20 protein-coding genes are annotated in these 17444 nt (G+C 62.9%); 10 read left to right on the top strand and 10 right to left on the bottom strand.

Annotation, left to right across the window (positions count from 1 at the left end; all coding sequences use genetic code 11):
* Window positions 1-7 precede the first annotated feature (7 nt).
* The 7 genes from QCE69_RS38455 to QCE69_RS38425 form a co-directional block, all read right to left on the bottom strand.
* On the bottom strand, window positions 8-748 hold the full coding sequence (locus QCE69_RS38455; RefSeq protein WP_309927826.1) for an ATP-binding cassette domain-containing protein: 741 nt from the start codon (window positions 746-748) through the stop codon (window positions 8-10).
* Window positions 749-957: 209 nt separating this feature from the next.
* Window positions 958-1707 (bottom strand): IclR family transcriptional regulator, encoded by a 750-nt coding sequence (locus QCE69_RS38450; RefSeq protein ID WP_309927828.1) that lies wholly within the window; start codon window positions 1705-1707, stop codon window positions 958-960.
* An 11-nt stretch (window positions 1708-1718) separates the two neighbouring features.
* Window positions 1719-2471: an amino acid ABC transporter ATP-binding protein gene (locus QCE69_RS38445; protein WP_309936035.1), complete on the bottom strand. Its 753-nt coding sequence runs from the start codon at window positions 2469-2471 to the stop codon at window positions 1719-1721.
* On the bottom strand, window positions 2468-3112 hold the full coding sequence (locus tag QCE69_RS38440; RefSeq protein WP_309936034.1) for an amino acid ABC transporter permease: 645 nt from the start codon (window positions 3110-3112) through the stop codon (window positions 2468-2470). The genes QCE69_RS38445 and QCE69_RS38440 overlap by 4 nt, the downstream gene beginning before the upstream one ends.
* 11 nt (window positions 3113-3123) lie before the next feature.
* Window positions 3124-3849 (bottom strand): amino acid ABC transporter permease, encoded by a 726-nt coding sequence (locus QCE69_RS38435; RefSeq protein WP_309927835.1) that lies wholly within the window; start codon window positions 3847-3849, stop codon window positions 3124-3126.
* Window positions 3850-3862: 13 nt separating this feature from the next.
* Window positions 3863-4723, bottom strand: coding sequence for a transporter substrate-binding domain-containing protein (locus QCE69_RS38430; protein WP_309927836.1), 861 nt, complete (start codon window positions 4721-4723; stop codon window positions 3863-3865).
* Between the two features lie 239 nt (window positions 4724-4962).
* Window positions 4963-5847, bottom strand: coding sequence for a LysR family transcriptional regulator (locus tag QCE69_RS38425; protein ID WP_309936033.1), 885 nt, complete (start codon window positions 5845-5847; stop codon window positions 4963-4965).
* A 105-nt stretch (window positions 5848-5952) separates the two neighbouring features.
* Between QCE69_RS38425 and QCE69_RS38420 the strand changes: the two genes are divergently transcribed.
* The 3 genes from QCE69_RS38420 to QCE69_RS38410 all read left to right on the top strand — a co-directional run bounded on the left by QCE69_RS38420 (window position 5953) and on the right by QCE69_RS38410 (window position 7466).
* Entirely contained in the window at window positions 5953-6351 is a 399-nt protein-coding gene (locus QCE69_RS38420) for a 4-oxalocrotonate tautomerase family protein (RefSeq protein ID WP_309927901.1), read from the top strand.
* Between the two features lie 21 nt (window positions 6352-6372).
* Window positions 6373-6561, top strand: coding sequence for a hypothetical protein (locus QCE69_RS38415; protein ID WP_309927840.1), 189 nt, complete (start codon window positions 6373-6375; stop codon window positions 6559-6561).
* A 122-nt stretch (window positions 6562-6683) separates the two neighbouring features.
* A complete protein-coding gene (locus QCE69_RS38410) occupies window positions 6684-7466 on the top strand; it encodes an alpha/beta hydrolase (protein WP_309936032.1) in 783 nt (260 codons plus the stop codon).
* Window positions 7467-7485: 19 nt separating this feature from the next.
* Here the strand turns inward: QCE69_RS38410 and QCE69_RS38405 are convergent, their stop codons facing one another.
* The gene (locus tag QCE69_RS38405) at window positions 7486-8373 is read right to left on the bottom strand and encodes a LysR family transcriptional regulator (protein ID WP_309936031.1); all 888 of its coding nucleotides are present in this window, start codon (window positions 8371-8373) and stop codon (window positions 7486-7488) included.
* On the opposite strand from QCE69_RS38405, the gene QCE69_RS38400 reads away from it, so the two are divergent.
* From QCE69_RS38400 to QCE69_RS38390, 3 genes are all read left to right on the top strand, one after another.
* Complete coding sequence (locus tag QCE69_RS38400; RefSeq protein WP_309936030.1) at window positions 8357-9025, top strand: helix-turn-helix domain-containing protein; 669 nt, start codon at window positions 8357-8359, stop codon at window positions 9023-9025. The genes QCE69_RS38405 and QCE69_RS38400 overlap by 17 nt on opposite strands.
* 103 nt (window positions 9026-9128) lie before the next feature.
* Window positions 9129-10490, top strand: a complete 1362-nt coding sequence (locus QCE69_RS38395) for a DEAD/DEAH box helicase (protein ID WP_309936029.1) — start codon at window positions 9129-9131, stop codon at window positions 10488-10490.
* Window positions 10491-10509: 19 nt separating this feature from the next.
* Window positions 10510-10761 carry a hypothetical protein gene (locus QCE69_RS38390; RefSeq protein ID WP_309936028.1) on the top strand — a complete coding sequence of 84 codons (252 nt, stop codon included), beginning with the start codon at window positions 10510-10512 and terminating at the stop codon, window positions 10759-10761.
* A gap of 83 nt (window positions 10762-10844) precedes the next feature.
* On the opposite strand, the gene QCE69_RS38385 is transcribed toward QCE69_RS38390, so the two are convergent.
* Entirely contained in the window at window positions 10845-11870 is a 1026-nt protein-coding gene (locus QCE69_RS38385) for an AraC family transcriptional regulator (RefSeq protein WP_309927852.1), read from the bottom strand.
* Window positions 11871-12019: 149 nt separating this feature from the next.
* On the opposite strand from QCE69_RS38385, the gene QCE69_RS38380 reads away from it, so the two are divergent.
* The 4 genes from QCE69_RS38380 to QCE69_RS38365 are packed head-to-tail and all read left to right on the top strand — an operon-like array spanning window position 12020 to window position 15923.
* Entirely contained in the window at window positions 12020-12958 is a 939-nt protein-coding gene (locus QCE69_RS38380; RefSeq protein ID WP_309927853.1) for a 3-keto-5-aminohexanoate cleavage protein, read from the top strand.
* A 47-nt stretch (window positions 12959-13005) separates the two neighbouring features.
* Entirely contained in the window at window positions 13006-14349 is a 1344-nt protein-coding gene (locus QCE69_RS38375; protein ID WP_309927854.1) for an MFS transporter, read from the top strand.
* Window positions 14350-14375: 26 nt separating this feature from the next.
* On the top strand, window positions 14376-15116 hold the full coding sequence (locus QCE69_RS38370) for a beta-ketoacyl-ACP reductase (protein ID WP_309936027.1): 741 nt from the start codon (window positions 14376-14378) through the stop codon (window positions 15114-15116).
* Window positions 15117-15131: 15 nt separating this feature from the next.
* Window positions 15132-15923, top strand: coding sequence for an SDR family oxidoreductase (locus QCE69_RS38365; protein ID WP_309936026.1), 792 nt, complete (start codon window positions 15132-15134; stop codon window positions 15921-15923).
* Window positions 15924-15937: 14 nt separating this feature from the next.
* On the opposite strand, the gene QCE69_RS38360 is transcribed toward QCE69_RS38365, so the two are convergent.
* Window positions 15938-17440 (bottom strand): CoA-acylating methylmalonate-semialdehyde dehydrogenase, encoded by a 1503-nt coding sequence (locus tag QCE69_RS38360; protein ID WP_309936025.1) that lies wholly within the window; start codon window positions 17438-17440, stop codon window positions 15938-15940.
* Between the last annotated feature and the right edge of the window lie 4 nt (window positions 17441-17444).

The following is a 17444-nucleotide window of genomic DNA, read 5'->3' as shown; positions in this document are numbered from 1 at the left end:
TGAAAAGTCAGGCGACGGCGATGGCTCCGGTAATGAGACCGGTCACTTCTTCCGGCGATGTGTTGCCCGTCGGCTTGTCGGACACCTTGTGGCCCCGCCGCATGACGACCACGCGGTGCGCCACGGCAAACACGTCGGGCATGCGATGACTGATCAGAATGACCGCGATGCCATGTTCGGACAGCCGGCGGATCAGGTCGAGCACCTCGGCGACCTGACGCACGCTGATCGCAGCGGTCGGTTCGTCCATGATGACGAGCCGCGCTTCCGACAGACGCGTGCGCGCAATTGCCACGGCCTGCCGCTGACCACCCGACATCTGCCGCACGAGATCGCGGGGACGCGTTTCGGATTTCAATTCACGAAAGAGTTCGCCGGCCCGCTGATACATGGTGGCGTGATCGAGGACGCGGAAAGGCCAGACGCCGATGCGCGGTTCCCGGCCCAGAAAGACGTTGGCGGCGGCCGTCAGGTTGTCGCATAGCGCGAGGTCCTGATAGACGACCTCGATGCCCTGGGCGCGCGCATCGACAGGCTTGCTGAAGTGCACCGGCTGGCCGCTCATGCGGATCTCGCCCTGCGATGGCGGGAAATTCCCGGCGATGATCTTCACGAGCGTCGACTTGCCGGCGCCGTTGTCGCCCATCAGACCCACCACCTCGCCGGGCTCGAGGCTGAATGTCACGTCGGTCAAGGCCTGTATCGCGCCGAAGTGCTTCGAAACCTCCTTGAGTTCGAGAAGACTCATGGACGGGCGGGCTCGCGGTGGAGTCGTCCATGCTGCGGCGCGGGCGACGGTTGGATTCGCTGACTAGCTATTTTTTTAGAGCATGGCGCCCCTTTTAGCAAGGCACTTTCAATCAGCGCTTTCCCGAGTCCCGGCAGCGTCGCGAACGCCTTGTGTCCTGACTCGCACCTTACAGGCTTGCCGCAAGCAGTCGAAGCCTTACATTCCCCTCAGCGCTGCGACAGCGCCTGCGCCGATTGCAGCAGATCGTCCAGCATCGACTGACGGCGTTCAGGGTCCGTGTCGCGGCCCGTCATGAAGCACAGCGCGGCGATCGGAATGCCCATGCGGTCGCGCACGGGCGCGGCCATGCAGAGGCGGAACGCATTGGACAGACCTTCCGTGCAGCAATAGCCCAGTGCTTTCGCGTGCTGCACGTCGCGCATGAATTGGTCGAAATCGATGCGCACGCCGTTGTCCAGCACGAAGTCATCGGCGGGAATCAGCGCGCGGATGGCGTCCGCGTTCATGTGGCCGAGCAACAGGCGTCCGGTCGCGGTCCACGGAATGGGCACGCGCACGCCGATATCCGAGCTGATGTTGAAGGGACGCGCACTGTTCTCCGATAACACCACCGCGTACTTGTTTCCTTCGAGCATGCACAGCTGCGTGGTCTCGTCGTACTTGCGTACGAGCGCGAGAATGGACTGATGCGCGCGGCTGATGAGGTCGTTGTGCGCCGCGTAGTCCGAGCCGTAGTAATGCATCTCGCGTCCGAAGAACACACTGCCGTCCGCCGATGTTTCGAGCCAGCCCACGTCGGCGAGAATGGCAACGAGTTCATAGATGCTCGAACGCGGCGAGCCGGTCGCTTCGATCAGCTCGCGCATCGTCATGGGCCGCTGCGCATGATGCAGCTTCCTGAAGATATCGATGACACGGTCCACGCCTCGCGCGCGCGACGATTCCGTTGCTGCCATTCGCTCAGCCTTCAATGGTCGAGTACACGGCTGAGAAACTGCCGCGTGCGTTCGTTCGCCGGGTTGACGAAGATGTCCTCGGGACCGCCTTGCTCCGCAATCACGCCCTTGTCCATGAACACGACGCGATCCGCTGTCTTGCGCGCAAAGCCCATCTCGTGGGTGACGACGACCATCGTCATGCCGTCGCGCGCCAGGCCGCGCATCACTTCCGTCACCTCGCCGACGAGTTCGGGATCGAGTGCGGACGTGGCTTCATCGAAGAACATGATGCCCGGTTCGACCGCCAGCGCGCGCGCAATCGCGACACGCTGCTGCTGTCCGCCCGACAACTGGATTGGATAGTGCGAGGCACGGTCCGCGAGACCCACGCGGTCGAGCGTCTCCATGGCGCGGGTACGGGCGTCGGCAGGCGACATGCCGCGCGCCTTGATCAAGGCAAGCGTGACATTGCCGAGCGCGGTCTTGTGCGGGAACAGATTGAACTGCTGGAACACCATGCCGACGTGGCCGCGAATTTCGCGCGCGCGCTTCGGATCGTGCATCGGCACGTCATTGACCCAGACCTGGCCGGAGTCCGTCGTCTCCAGTCCGGCCATGATGCGCAGCACCGTGCTCTTGCCCGAACCGGATGCGCCAATCAGCACGAGCACTTCGCCCGCGCGCACGTCGAGATTGATGTCGTTGAGCACGCGCGTCGCGCCGAATGCCTTGCTCACGCCCGTCAGTGAAATGACGGGCTTGTTCTGGAGGGAATCGCTCACGTCAGTCTCCGGCGGTCATGATGGCGCACCCATTGCGAAAGCGGGAAGCACACGATGAAATAGATCAGCGCGACGAGTCCGTAGATCTCCACCGGCTTGCCGATGCGATCCACGATCGCCTGGCCGCCGTGCATCAGTTCGGACATGCCGATCATGCTGACGATCGACGTATCCTTGATGAGCGACAGATACTGACCGACGAGCGGCGGCAGCACGATGCGTCCGGTCTGCGGCAGCACGACCGAGGTGAAGGCCTGCACGCGCGACAGACCAAGGATCTGCGAGACTTCCCACTGTCCCTTCGGCACCGACTCGATGCCCGAGCGGAAGACTTCCGCGATATACGCGCCCTGATACACGCTCAGGCCGATCACGCCCGCTGCAAAGACATCGATGGCGTAGCCGAAGTACGAGACGCCGAAGTAGATGAACATCAGCGTGATGAGCACGGGCGTGCCGCGAAACAACTCCGTATAGAGCTTTGCGATGCGGTCCGTTCCCCACGGCCCGAACGAACGCAGCACGGCGGCAAGCAGGCCGATGAGCGTGCTTCCGACGATCGCCGCAAGCGACAGCAGCAGCGTCGTCACGAGCCCTTGCAGCAGGATCGACAGACTGTTTTTCAGCAGCTCGAGTGACATGGCTCAATCCCTTATGCACTTTTCGCACGATTCGCACGACGCAGCGAGAATCCCGCCCCGCGCGCGCCCGGCCTCACGATGAGCGGCGGATGAAACATGCGCGCGCCGAGCTGACTGGCAATCCACGACAGCACATTGCTCAGCACCAGATACGCGACCAGCACGACCGCGAACGTCTGGACGTACAGGAGCGTGCGCGAATTGATGACGGTGGCGGTGCCGGTGAGTTCGGGCAACGCAATGGCCGACAGCAGCGACGTACCGAGCAGCAACTGGATCAGATAATTGACGATGGCCGGATACACCGCGCGCGCTGCCTGCGGCAGCACGATCTCCCTGAAGATCTGCCCGCGTTCCAGCCCGAGAATGCCGGCTGCCTCGATCTGTCCGCGCGGCACGGACTGCATGCCCGCGCGAAACACTTCCGACAGATACGCGCCCACGTTCACGCCCAGCGCGATGACACCGGCCCAATAGGCATCGAGCGCGATGCCCATCGACGGCAAGCCGAAGAACACGATGAAGATCTGCAGCAGCACCGGCGTATTGCGGATGGCTTCGACATAAGCCCGCGCGATGAACCGCACGATGGACGACGGCGACATGCTGGCGAGCGCCGCGATCAGCCCGAGCGCAAGCGCCAGCACGAACGACAGCAACGTGACCTGCAAGGTCAGCCAGCCGGCCTTGAGGAACTCGGGGACATAGCCCCATAGCGTCATCCATTGATAGCTCATGTGCGCCTCCGCGTCAGAACTGCGGATTGAGCGGATATTTCGGATCCACGCCGAACCACTTCTTGTACAACTGCGCATTCAGCTTCGATGCATTGATGTTGAACAGGAACAGGTTCAGGTAGTTGAGCCACGCCTGGTCGCCTGCCTTCACGCCGAACGCGTTGTATTCGAGCGGCACAAGTGCTTCGTTGGTCACGGCCAGTTCCGGATCGAGCTTTGCCTGATACGCGAGGAAGTTGTTGTCCTCGATCATGGCATCGGCCTGGCCTTGCTTGACGGCGAGAATGGCCGCCTGCGAACTGTCGTATTCCTGGATCTTGACGGGGATGCCCATCGAGCGGACTTCGTCGCCGTTGGTCGAGCCCTTGACCGTGGCGATGGTGCGCCCGCTCATGTCCTTCGCCGACTGGATGCCGCTGCGCTTCTTCACGAGCATCGCTTCGCTGGCCACCACGTAGGGCGAGGTGAATTCGACGACCTTCGCGCGTTCGAGGTTGCGCGTGAAGTTGCAGAACACGACATCGACCTTGGCGGTCTGCAGGTTCGGGATACGGTTCGCGCTGGTCGTGTTCACGACTTCGAGCTTCACGCCCATCTGCTTCGCGAGTTCCTTGGCGAGGTCGACGTCATAGCCATCCGGATTGCCGTCCTTGTCGTAGAAGCCGAACGGCGCGAACGTGAGGCAGTCGCCGACGCGCAGCGTGCCGCGCTGAAGCACGGCTTGTAGCGTCGATGCGGGGGCCGCCGCGGATGAACCCTGCTCGGGCGTCGCCACTTTCGTGCAGGCGGAGAGGGCGAGGAGTCCGCTCACAGCGGTTGCGGCAAGCAGCAAGACGGCCTTGGTGCCCTTGATGCCCTGGGTGGCGAGCTTCATGTTCAGATCCTGGTCGAAGGGGTGGTCTGAGAAACCGCTTCCGGCTCGGTCTTGCATTGGCGATGCTTCCATCAGAGCAATCGTTTGTCCGGTATATCGGACAGCTATCTGGCGAGCCGGATTGATGCCAGAGTGTTGGACGTAAAAAAGGACTGTGCAAGCGGCCAGAACCCTTATTGCGTTTTGGATTTTGTTGGGCTAACTGGCGATCGCGCTTTTATCCCGGCAACCGATTCGGCCTACGCGCGTTCCGTAAAGTGCTTGGTCACGACCGCTGCCAATTCCTGCAATTCCGACTTCTCATCGAAACGCTCCTCGCGCCGTGACCTGAGGAAGAAGCGGGCCTTCGGAAGGGACGGAAGAGCAGGTTTCGACAAGGTCCGAAGTCCGGGCCGCGCGGCCGCGGAGGCGTTGAGACAACCCACGCCGAGCCCGGCTTCCAGGGCGGCGGTGAGGCCCTCGACGCCGGACGCGATATGACTCACGTAGAAAGGAATGCCTTTTTTCTGCAGGCTGTCCACCGCCAACCGATGCAGGGAACAGAACTCGGGCAGAAGGACGAGTGGCACGGGGCGCCCGCGAGGCAAATCCGGGCGGCCTGCGGCCGTCACCCATTGCAGCGGCTCGACACCGAGCTCCGTGCTGTCGTTCGAGCGGCGCGACTTCGCGCCGGTCAGGCTCATCAGCAACGCAAGATCGATTTCGCCGCGCTCATACGCTGTCTGAATATCGGACGTCATGCCGACCAGGCTGCGCAGCCGGATCCGGGGACAGTCCGTCACGGCTCGCGCGAGCAGTTGTCCGAGATCCGCGCTGCGGAAGTACCCCGTGACCCCGATGCCCACCTCGATGTCCTCGGGAATCTCGTGCATGTCGCGCCACGCAGCCTCCGACAAGCCGACAATCCGCCTCGCATGGCGCAGCAGTTGAACGCCTGCGGCGGTAGGCGTGACGCCGCTCTTGGCGCGCAGCAGCAGCGTCTGGCCCGCGCGGGCCTCCAGTTTGGCCAGTTGCTCGCTCAAGGCGGATTGCGAAAGGCTGCGCGCGGGCGCGGCCGCCGTGATGCTCTTCGCGTCCACCGCGGCAATAAAAGACTTCAGCTGTTCGATGTCGAATGCGTGCATTTTTATCCCCCGGATTTACCGATGGATATTAGACCATCTTCCCGCTTTTCGGGAGCGTCGGAGACGGGCACCATGAACGCATCCAATCACACACAGGAGCGAATCATGCCTCACATCACTATTCAACTCTCGGGATCCCGCGACCGCGCGCTGGGCCGGCAAGCAGCGGAAGCGGTCAGCCAGTTGACCGCGGACATTCTCGGCAAGAAGCCTTCCGACATGGCCGTGACGCTTGACTACATCGCCGATGAGGATTGGCTGGTGGGTGGGAAGAGCCTGGCTGAACTGTCGGCGGCATCGTATTTCGTCGAGGTGAGCATCACCGACGAGACGAATACCAAGGCGGAAAAGGCGGAGTTCATCCGCCAGGTGCACGAAGCGATGCGCGGCTTGCGCGCGGCTGTCCATGAAGTCTCGTACGTTTATCTGATCGACGCTCGCGCTACTGCTTATGGGTTCGGCGGACGGACGCAAGAGTGGCGGCATCAGCAGGCAGGCGTCTAAGCGCACTTCAGGGAGAGAGCCATGCTCGGAGACATCCTGGAAACGATCGGCTCACTGGGCGTGTTGGCCAGTGCGATGGTCCACTACAGCATTGCCGTCAGCGGTCGTGGTCAGGCGCCGGCGGAAGATCCGGGCGGTTACCTGGATCGTCGACAAGGAGCGTGTATCGACGATTCAGGCGCGGCGCACGACCGCGCTTCCGACCACTGACCGGGTCGGTCATTTGACCGATACCCGGCGCAGGAGTCGGATGCGATCGTGCATGCATTCCAGGCAACGAATCGCAGCATGACGTCGCCCTGACTGTCAGTCTTATCAAGAGGAGCATCCCTATGAAGTTGAAAGCATGTGCGGTCGCCGCCATGACGTGTATCGCGCTGTTCACTGCGAGTCCTGCTTTCGCGCAAACCGGCCAGGCTTCAGCGTGTGCTTCGGTCAGGAACGTGGTGTTGGTGCACGGGCTTTTCGCAGACGGTTCGAGCTGGATGAAGGTCATTCCGCTCTTGCAAGCCAAAGGACTGCACGTCACTGCCGTACAAAACCCGACCACTTCGCTGGATGCGGACGTTGCCGCCGTCAAGCGCGTCCTGGCCCAGCAGGACGGTCCGACGCTGCTGGTCGCTCATTCGTACGGCGGCATGGTGATCAGCCAGGCGGGCGACGATCCCAAGGTATGCGGGCTCGTCTACGTCGCCGCGCGCGCACCCGATGCCGGCGAGGACTACACGGCTCTCACGAAGACATTCCCGGCCGCGCCTGCGTCGGCAGGATTGCAGTGGTCGGTTGACGGCTATGGCAGTTTGTCAGAGCAGGCGTTCATCGACGACTTCGCGGGAGATCTCCCCAAGCCGGAAGCGAAGGCCTACTTTGCCGTTCAGCAGCCCATGGGGCGGGCAATCACATCGGCGAGAACGACCGTCGCCGCATGGCGTGACAAGCCGACATGGTACGTGGTGTCCAGCGAAGACCGCACCATCAATTCCGATCTAGAGCGCTTCATGGCCAGGCGCATGCACGCGCACACCGTCGAGATCAAGGCGAGCCACATCGTGCTGATATCGCATCCGAAGGAAGTCGCAGATCTGATTCTCGATGCCGTGGGTGAGAAAAACTGAGGCGACGAGCGTACTTGATTCACCTTCCTGCCGCGACCCGAGCCACGCCTCGGGGCCCGCAAAGCGTCTCCACGAGATCGACGAGGTGCCTGTTCCCGACGAGTGCGCCTTTGCGAAAGCAGACCCGATGATGACGGGCCGCCCAGGGCTCCTTCAGTTCCACGACGGTGACGTTCCCCGGTTTCCGTTTGCCGATCGCGGATCCCGGAACGATGCTGATGCCGGCGCCCGACGCAACCAGTCGCAGCACCGCATCGAAACTTGCGACTTGCACCCGTACGCCGAGGCCGCCGCCCAGCGCAGCGGCCTGACTCATGAGATAGGTGTGAAGCGCCGAGCCATTTTGCTGGCATATCCACGGCTCGCCGAAGCACTCGGTGAAGCGCACCGCGCCACGCCGCGCCAGCCGGCTTTCTGACGGCGCCACCACGACGAAGCGGTCTTCGCGATAGGGCGGGAACTCGAGATCGGGATGGTCCGAGTCGACCGCCACCACACCCAGGTCAGCGCGACCCTGCAGGACCGCCACGATGATGTCGGTGCCGAGCCGCTCTTCCAGGGTGATGCGCACGGACGGACGTGCAGCGAAGAAGCGGGCGAGGTCGTCCGGCAGATGGAAATTGACGACGTTGTTGGCGAAGAAGGTCAGGTGCGTCGTCAATCCGAGCGCGTAGGGCGAGAGATCCGCATGCATCTGCTCGTGCCGCGCCACACAGTGCCGCACGGGTTCGAGCATCACATTGCCGGCCGCGGTCAAGGACACGCCCCGTGCCTGACGCACGAAAAGGGCGACGCCCAGTGCCTCTTCCAGTCTCTTCAGCCGAAGGAACAAGCCGAAGGAAGCGAAGTGGCTTTCGCCGGAAGAGAACCAGCATCGGCAGTGCCGTCGCGTGTCCGCGATCTGCAACGGCCTGTCTGCGCTGGGATCGGCGGGATTGCTCGACAACAAGCTGGTGACGACGCACTGGATGGACGTGCCTCGTCTGGCCAGCATGTTTCCGAAGGCCCGCATCGAGCCAGATCATATCTTCGTCCGCGATGGCAGCATCTATACGACGGCGGGCGTGACGGCGGGCATCGACCTGTCGCTCGCGATGATCGAGGACGACTTCGTGCGGCAGCTGGCGCTCGATGTCGCCAAGTGCCTGATCGTCTATCTCCGGCGCGCGGGCGGCCAGTCGCAATTCAGTCCGCTGCTGGAAACGCAGGCGTCGCCGGGATCGCAAACGGTCGCGGTGCAGCAATACATGCTCGATAACCTGCATGTCGGTCATTCGGTGACCTCGCTCGCCGAGCGCGTGCATATGAGTGCCCGCAACCTGTCGCGGATCTTTTCGAAGGACTGCGGCATCACGCCCATGACCTTCCTCGCCAATGCGCGAATCGACGCCGCGCGGCGCTATCTCGAGGCGACCGAACTACCGCCGCGTGAGATTGCCCGCCGCTGCGGCTTTGACGATACCGACGGATTTCGCCGCACGTTCCTGCGCCGCTTGCAAATCAATCCCGCGGAGTATCGTGACCGGTTCAGATCCAGGGCCGCGGGCGAGAAGGCTTGACGGGCTCCGGGCGCATGCCCACATCGCGCACGGTCGCCCGGACGGCGGTTCAATCCTGGCGGGTGCAGCCGTTAAAATGGCGGCTTTCGCCCGGATTCCGTTCATGTCGTTCGCCTCGCTTGGTCTGATCGACCCGCTGCTGAAAAACGCGCAGCGTCTCAACTACCAGACACCCACGCCAATCCAGCTCAAGGCGATTCCGGCCGTGCTCGATGGCCGTGACGTCATGGCTTCGGCCCAGACCGGGACAGGCAAGACGGCGGGATTTGCTCTGCCGCTGCTGCAACGGCTGGTGCAACAAGGCCCAAGGGTGTCGAGCAACCGTGCGCGCGTGCTGGTGCTGGTGCCCACGCGTGAGCTGGCTGAGCAAGTGCTGCAAAGCTTCACTGATTACGGCGCAGGGCTCGATCTACGCTTCCTCGCGGCTTACGGCGGTGTCAGCATCAACCCGCAGATGATGAAGTTGCGCAAGGGCGTGGATGTGCTCGTCGCCACGCCCGGCCGTCTGCTGGATCTCCATCGTCAGAACGCGGTGCAGTTCGATCAGGTGGAAACGCTCGTGCTCGACGAAGCCGATCGCATGCTCGACCTGGGTTTCGCGCGCGAACTCGACGCGGTCTGCGCCGCCTTGCCTGCCGCGCGGCAGACCCTCTTGTTCTCCGCCACCTTCACCGACGAGATCCGCGCCATGGCGGCGAGTCTTCTGCGCAGCCCGGTCGATATCAGCGTCAGCCCGCCCAATGTCACTGCAAGCAAGATCAGGCAATGGGTGGTGCCGGTCGATAAGCGGAACAAGCCCGATCTCTTCATGCACCTCGTAGCCGAGAAGAAGTGGACGCACGCGCTGGTGTTCGTCAAGACCCGCAACGGCGCGGACTATCTGTCGGTCATGCTGGACGAAGCCGGTTACGCGGTGGACACCATCCACGGCGACAAGCCGCAGCCCGCGCGTTTGCGTGCGCTGGAGCGGTTCAAGACGGGCGAGGTACAGATGCTGGTTGCCACCGACGTCGCCGCGCGCGGGCTGGACATCGATGCATTGCCGCTTGTGATCAACGTCGATCTGCCGATCAAGCCGCAAGACTATGTTCATCGTATTGGCCGTACCGGGCGGGCGGGATCGAGCGGCGTGGCCGTGTCCCTCGTCTGTGCCGATGAAGCGCCGCAGCTGGCCGCGATCGAAGCATTGATCGGGCAAACGTTGCGTCGCGAAGAGGTGCCGGGGTTCGAAGCCGATCACCGCGTACCGGAAACCAGTGCGACGGGCCAGATCATCAAGAAACCGAAGAAGCCGAAAAAGCCCAAGGTGTGGCAAGCAGCGGCTGGGGGTGAAGACACCAGCCTGTCCGGCCCGAACCCGTTCAGCGTAGCAAAGCCGCGGAGCAAACCGGCCGGCAAAGCGTCTGCGGCGTCCCGCAAGCCAGCGGACAAACCCGTGGGCGGCCGCGGCAAACGCCCACGTTGAACCAGTTCGAACGAGAAGCTTGCTGCGATCAACGGCCGCGTCGCAACTTACGATGCGCATGCGCGGCCACTACATTCCCGCCATTGCAGCGGCGATTCTTGGTCGCGACGGCGTCTGTCCATTGAGCTGGCCGGGCGACCGTTTCGATCTGGTGTGGGTCCTCGACCGAACCAACGGCACGGGACCGTGGAGCTTTTCGCAGGTTCCGCAGTTGCTGCTCGCGGGGGATCAGGCGAGCGTCATTTCGGTCAGCGCCGCCGCGCAGGAGTAATGGCTTCGATCTCGCCGGAAGCACTCCGTCATCGTTGTCCAGGGACATGGCTACTCTACTGCGACAGCAAAAACCATCGTGAATCAATCACGCAAATCCTCAACTCCCTTGCCAGTCCACCGCTTCAGCGCCCGGCGAAAATTCGCCGCGTCGCTGAAGCCGAGCAGCATCGCGATATCTTCCGTACTCATCTTGGTCGTCCTGAGATATTCGAGCGCAAGCGAGCGTTTGACATCATCGACGATAGCCTGAAACGTCGTGCCTTCGTCATTCAGCCGCCGCCTGAGCGTGCGTGAAGTCAGATGCATCGATTTCGCGACGGCTTCCATGTCCGGAAAGCTTCCGGGCGTGGACATCAGGCTCTGATACACCTCGCCCGAGATGCCGCTCGATGTCTTCGCCTGTCCAATCAGGCGGTCGCAGGTCTCCTGGAGCATGGCCGTCGTCAGCGGATGAGCCAGTTGCGGCTTGCGGCCGAGGATAGCGCTGTCGTAAATCAGCTCGCACTGGTCCTGTCCAAAGAGACATTCGCATCCGAGATACTCGGGGTAGATGTCCGCGTGCAAGGGCGCGGCGTACGAGAAACATGCTCTCACCGGCGGGCAGAGTCCGCCCGCCACGTCCTGAAGATGTGTCACGTGCTGGGTGTATTGCTGCTCGATGATGAATTCGCGCAACTCGCGCGACGGACTCGAAACGAACGCGTCGGGAAACGTCCACACCATGCGATCCGGATACTCGGTCCATTCGATCGCAACCGTAGGCGTGGCCAGGCTGTGGTACTTCACGCCCAGCTTGAAATAGTCCCGCAACGACAGACACGACATCAGCGCATAGCCGTACATGCCGTATGCCGACAAATGCAGCTTGCGGCCCACCTTGAACGGCGTCGCCGGTTCGCAGCCGAGCAGGACCGCATTGCGGCAGACGGTGGCGTACTGGCCGACCGAAGTCAGCACCGATGCGTCCTGGAGTTCACCCACGGTGACGCCCGAGCCGTTCAGGCTGTCTTCGGGCGCAATCCCTTGCTCTTCGAGCACCTCGACCAGCGCGGCGATCTTGTAAGGCGCGAACATGCGTTCGTTCAACGGCGGTCGGATGGTAGCCATGCTTGCCTGGTGTTTTCCAATGTCCTCTGATGACGTCCGGGTGTCCGAAAAAGACCTTTCCCCGGGCATGCTATCTCAATAACATTCCGGTCACAAGGCGCCACTCCGTGCGAGCGGCCGACCCAAAAAACGGAGACAAGGACACACCGATGAGCGATTCCGCCCGCAAGGTCATTATTTCTTGCGCTGTGACCGGCGCGACGCATGTGCCGACTATGTCGGAGCATCTGCCGATCACCCCCGCCCAGATCCGCGATCAGGCGATCGAGGCCGCCGCGGCAGGCGCCGCGATCATCCATCTTCATGCACGCGATCCGCACGATGGCCGCCCGACGCCCAGTCCTGACATCTTCCGCCAGTTCGTGCCGGCGATTGCGGAAGCGACGGACGCGGTCATCAACATCACGACCGGCGGCAGCACCCGCATGACGCTCGAGGAACGGCTCGCTTATCCCTTGCTCGCCGCGCCGGAGATGTGTTCGCTCAATATGGGATCGATGAACTTCTCGATCCATCCGCTCGCAGCGAAGGTGTCGTCATGGCGCTACGACTGGGAGAAGGCTTATGTCGAAGGCATGGAGGACGGGATCTTCCGCAACACCTTCAAGGACATCCGCCACATCCTGCTCGAACTGGGCGGGCGGGGGACGCGCTTCGAGTTCGAATGCTATGACCTCGGCCACCTCTACAATCTCGCGCATTTCGTCGATCAGGGCTTGATCAAGCCGCCGTTCTTCATTCAGTCGGTGTTCGGCATTCTGGGCGGCATGGGTGCGGACCCCGAGAACATGACCGTGATGCGCACCACGGCCGACCGGCTGTTCGGACGCGAGAACTATCACTTCTCGGTGCTCGGCGCGGGCCGTCATCAGATGCCGCTCGTCACGATGAGCGCCATTCTCGGCGGCAATGTCCGCGTCGGGCTGGAGGATAGCGTCTACATCGCGAAAGGCGTCAAGGCCGAATCGAATGCGCAGCAAGTGCGCAAGATCCGCCGCATCCTCGAAGAGCTGTCGTTCGAGATCGCCACACCGGACGATGCGCGCGCCATGCTCGGCCTGAAAGGACGCGACACGGTTGCACCGTAAGACTTTCGATATTCAAAGACAGGGCGCAGACCCATCCTGGAGACACCATGAACCTCATCGACGATCTCGACAAGCTGCATCGCGTCGCCACGCACAAGGCGATGCAGCGGCTGATTCCCCTCATGTGTGCGATCTACTTCATGTCGTTCCTGGATCGCACGAACGTGGCGCTCGCGAAGGCGCAACTTGCCATCGATGTCGGCATCAGCGCGGCCGCATACGGACTGGGCTCGGGCATCTTCTTCATCGGCTATGCGCTGCTGGAAGTGCCGAGCAATCTCGCGGCGCACCGGGTCGGGCCGCGTCGATGGATTGCGCGCATCGCGGTGACATGGGGCATTCTCTCCACCGCGATGATGTTCGTGCAGGGCGAGTGGTCGTTCTACGTGCTGCGCGTGTTGCTGGGCATCGCCGAAGCCGGACTGTTCCCGGCGCTGATGTACATGGTCACGTTGTGGTTCGCACCGAACGACAAGCCTGTCGTGGTGGGCTGGATCTATATCGCGCCGGCGCTCGCACTGATGCTCGGCAGCCCGCTCGGCGGGGCGCTCATGCAGATGAACGGCCTGGGCGGCCTGCATGGCTGGCAATGGATGTTCATGATCGAAGGCATTCCGAGCGTGCTGGTGGGCATCCTGCTGTTCTTCAAGATGCCGGAACGTCCGCGCGATGCGCGCTGGCTGTCCGTCGATGAAGCCCGCGTGCTTGAAGCGCGCGCCGCCGCCGATGCGCACGCTCATCCCGAGCTGACCTCATCCGACTGGATGGCCGCATTGAAGCGTCCCACGACGGTGCTGATGGGACTGATCTACTTCCTCAATCAGGTCGCGTTCGTCGGTCTGTATTTCTTCGCGCCCTCGATGATCCAGCAGATGCATGTGAAGACGCCATTGCTCGTCGGCGTGCTGTCCGCGAGTGTGGGTCTCGGCTTCCTGCTAGGCGTGCTCGTGCTGCCGCGGATTCATCGGCGCTACGGCAATGACTGCGCGTTTCTGGGCATGCTCACGGTCGGACTCATCGCCGGTGCGTGCGCGTTCATCGCTACATCGAGCCCCGCGGCGCGCATGGTGCTGCTTGCGGTCACCGCGTTCTTTGCCGGCGGCGTGCTGCCCTCGTACTGGTCGATTGCGATGAAGCGGTTGCACGGCATTCAGGCGGCGGCTGGGCTCGCATTCATCAATACGATCGGGCTGATCGGCGGCTTCGTCGGACCGTATCTGTTCGGACTGACTGAGACCGTCACCGGACGCAGCGACTCCGGCTTTTACATCATCCTGGTGGCATCCTTGCTCGGCCTGCTGCTGGTGCCGGTGTTCGCCCGGGCCATTCGCCGCGAAGCCGAAGCGTCGCCGCCGCCTGGCAACGCCAGCGCTGCCGGCGTGCATTCCTGAACCACTGACGCCAGAGAAAAAAAGACATGAGACTACAAGACAAGGTTGCGTTGATCACGGGCGCGGGGCAGGGCATCGGCGCCGCCACAGCGCTCAAGTTCGCGCGCGAAGGCGCGATGGTCGTCGCGTGCGATATCAACCCATCCTCGCTCAACGCGATCACCGAAGCATGTACGAACGCAGGCGCGCAGACGGCGGCGTACTGCCTCGATACGACCGACCGGCACGGCGTGGACGAAGTGATCGCGAGCGTGCTCGATCGCTTCGGCCGGATCGACGTGCTGGTGAACAACGCAGGCATCACGCGCGATGCACGTCTCCAGAAGATGACGCTCGACCAGTTCGACGCTGTCATCGACGTCAATCTGCGCGGAGTCTTCCACCTGAGTCAGGCGGTTTCACACGGGATGGTCGCGCGCGGTTCGGGCGTAATCCTGAACGCGAGTTCGGTCGTGGGCATCCATGGCAACTTCGGGCAGACCAACTACGCCGCATCGAAATTCGGCGTGATCGGATTCACGAAGACATGGAGCCGTGAACTGGGTCCGAAGGGCATTCGTGTGAACGCGGTCGCGCCCGGCTTTATCGACACGGCCATCCTGTCGACGATTCCCGAAGACGTGCTGCGCAAGATGCGCGAGCAGGTTCCCCTGGCCCGGCTCGGGACAGCTGACGAGGTCGCGAACGTCTACGCCTTCCTGGCGAGCGACGAGGCGAGCTACATCAATGGCGCCGTCATCGAAGTGTCCGGCGGCATGACGCTCTAGAACTTTCTCCTTGCCATGAAACCTTTCGAACTGTTGAAGCCGCAGCCGGGTCTGCGGGTGTTGATCACCGGCGCGGCCTCGGGCATCGGCGCGGCGATGGCCCGCGCCTTTGTTGACGTGGACGCGCAAGTCGTGATCTGCGATGTCGATGCGGCCGCCGTCGAGCGCTTCACCTCGGCGAGCGCTTCGTTGTACGGCTGCGTTGCGGATGTCAGCGATGCGGCTCAGGTCGGGCAGGTCACGGCCCTGGCCGAACGCGCGCTGGGCGGACTGGATCTGCTGATCAACAACGCCGGCATTGCAGGGCCGACCGGAGCCATCGAAGAAATCGACGCGCAGCAATGGGAGCAAACCGTCACGACGAACCTGAACGGGCAGTTCAACTTCCTGCGCAAGGCCGTGCCGCTGATGAAAGCGACTTCGCAGCGTGCGGGCATCATTACGATGTCGTCCGTTGCAGGAAGGCTCGGCTACGCATTTCGCACGCCGTATGCCGCCACGAAGTGGGCGCTGGTTGGACTTACGCGATCCCTGGCCGTCGAACTGGGGCCCAGCGACATCCGGGTCAACGCCATTCTGCCGGGCGTGGTGGAGGGCGAGCGGATGGATCGCGTGATCGCGGCACGCGCCGAATCGCTCGGTGTGAGCGAGACGGCGATGCGTGACGAGTATCTGAAGAAGATCTCGCTGCGGCGCATGGTCACGGTCGACGACATCTCCGCGATGGCGCTTTTTCTTGCATCGCCGGCGGCCCGCAATATCACGGGACAGGCAATCAGCGTCGATGGGAATGTCGAGTATCTGTGAGCGCGCGACGCAGCTCAACGGTCTCTGCCGGCGTTATCCGGCCAGCGCTGGATGACGCTCTTGTAGTTCGTGTAGAAGCGCACGGCTTCTTCTCCGTGGGTGTGATGATCGCCAAACAGCGAGCGCTTCCAGCCGCCGAACGAATGCCACGCCGACGGCACCGGGCTGGGAACATTGATGCCCACCATGCCCACCTGGATCTGGCGAGAGAAGGCGCGCGCAGCGGCGCCGTCCGAGGTGTAGAGGGATACGCAATTGCCCAGTTCGTGCGCGTTGACGAGCGCGATGGCGCTGGCGAGATCGGGTACGCGCACGACCGACAGCACCGGCCCGAAAATCTCTTCGCGATAGATGCTCATGTCGGGCGTCACGTCATCGAAGAGCGAACCGCCGAGAAAGAATCCTTCCTCGTGGCCGCGCACGGTGTGTCCACGGCCATCGACCAGCAGCCTGGCGCCCGCCGCGACGCCGGCTTCGATATAACGTGTGACCTTGCTGCGATGAGCGGCGCTGATGAGCGGACCCATGTCCAGATCGGGCTCCATGCCGCCGCCGATCCTGAGCGAGCGCACGCGCGGAATGAGGCGCTCGACCAGTTCATCGCCGATAGCGCCGACCGCCACGGCCACCGATGTCGCCATGCAGCGTTCGCCTGCCGAGCCATACGACGAGTTGATCAAGGCATCGATCGTCTGGTCGAGATTGGCATCGGGCATCACGACCAGGTGATTCTTTGCGCTGCCAAGCGCCTGCACGCGCTTGGCGTGCCTTGCGCTTTCCGTATAGATGTACTCGGCCACGGGCGTCGAGGCGACAGCCGACACTGCCTTCACGTCGGGGTGGGCCATCAGCGCGTCGACGACCTCCCTGCTTCCATGCACGACGTTGAAGACGCCTTTCGGGAAGCCCGCCTCGAAGAACAGTTCGGCGAGCCGTATGGACGCCGATGGCGTGCGCTCGGAGGGCTTGAGGATGAAGGTATTGCCCGTGGCCGTTGCCATGACGAACATCCAGCACGGCACGACCACCGGAAAATTGAACGGCGTGACGCCCACCGCAACGCCGAGCGGCTGACGCAGATTCCATGCGTCGATGCCCACGCCGGTCTGATCGGTGAAGTCGGTCTTGAGCAGGTCGGGAATGCCGCAGGCGAATTCCACGATCTCCAGACCTCGCGACACTTCACCCCTGGCATCGTCGAACAGCTTGCCGTGATCGCGGGTAATGAGCTCCGCGACTTCGTCGGCGTGCGTCTCGAGCAGCGCCTTGAACTTGAACATCAGGCGCGCGCGAAGCAGCGGTGGCGTTTCGCTCCAGGCCGGGAATGCGGCTTGTGCCGCGCTCACGGCGGCGGCAACTTCGTCCGGCGTCGCGACCGGCACGCGCGCGGATACGCGCCCTTGCGCGGGATCGAATACGTCGGAAAACGACCCGCTGGTGCCGGCGACCCGTCGACCGTCGATGAAATGGCCCAGCTCCCGCACCGTGGATGACTTCGAATCGCTCGCTTCGCTCATTGCT

The sequence above is a fragment of the Caballeronia sp. LZ032 genome (assembly GCF_031451315.1).
Taxonomy (GTDB): Bacteria; Pseudomonadota; Gammaproteobacteria; order Burkholderiales; family Burkholderiaceae; genus Caballeronia.
Note: the sequence above shows the minus strand (reverse complement) of the source record. Positions and strands in the feature narration are given on the sequence as shown.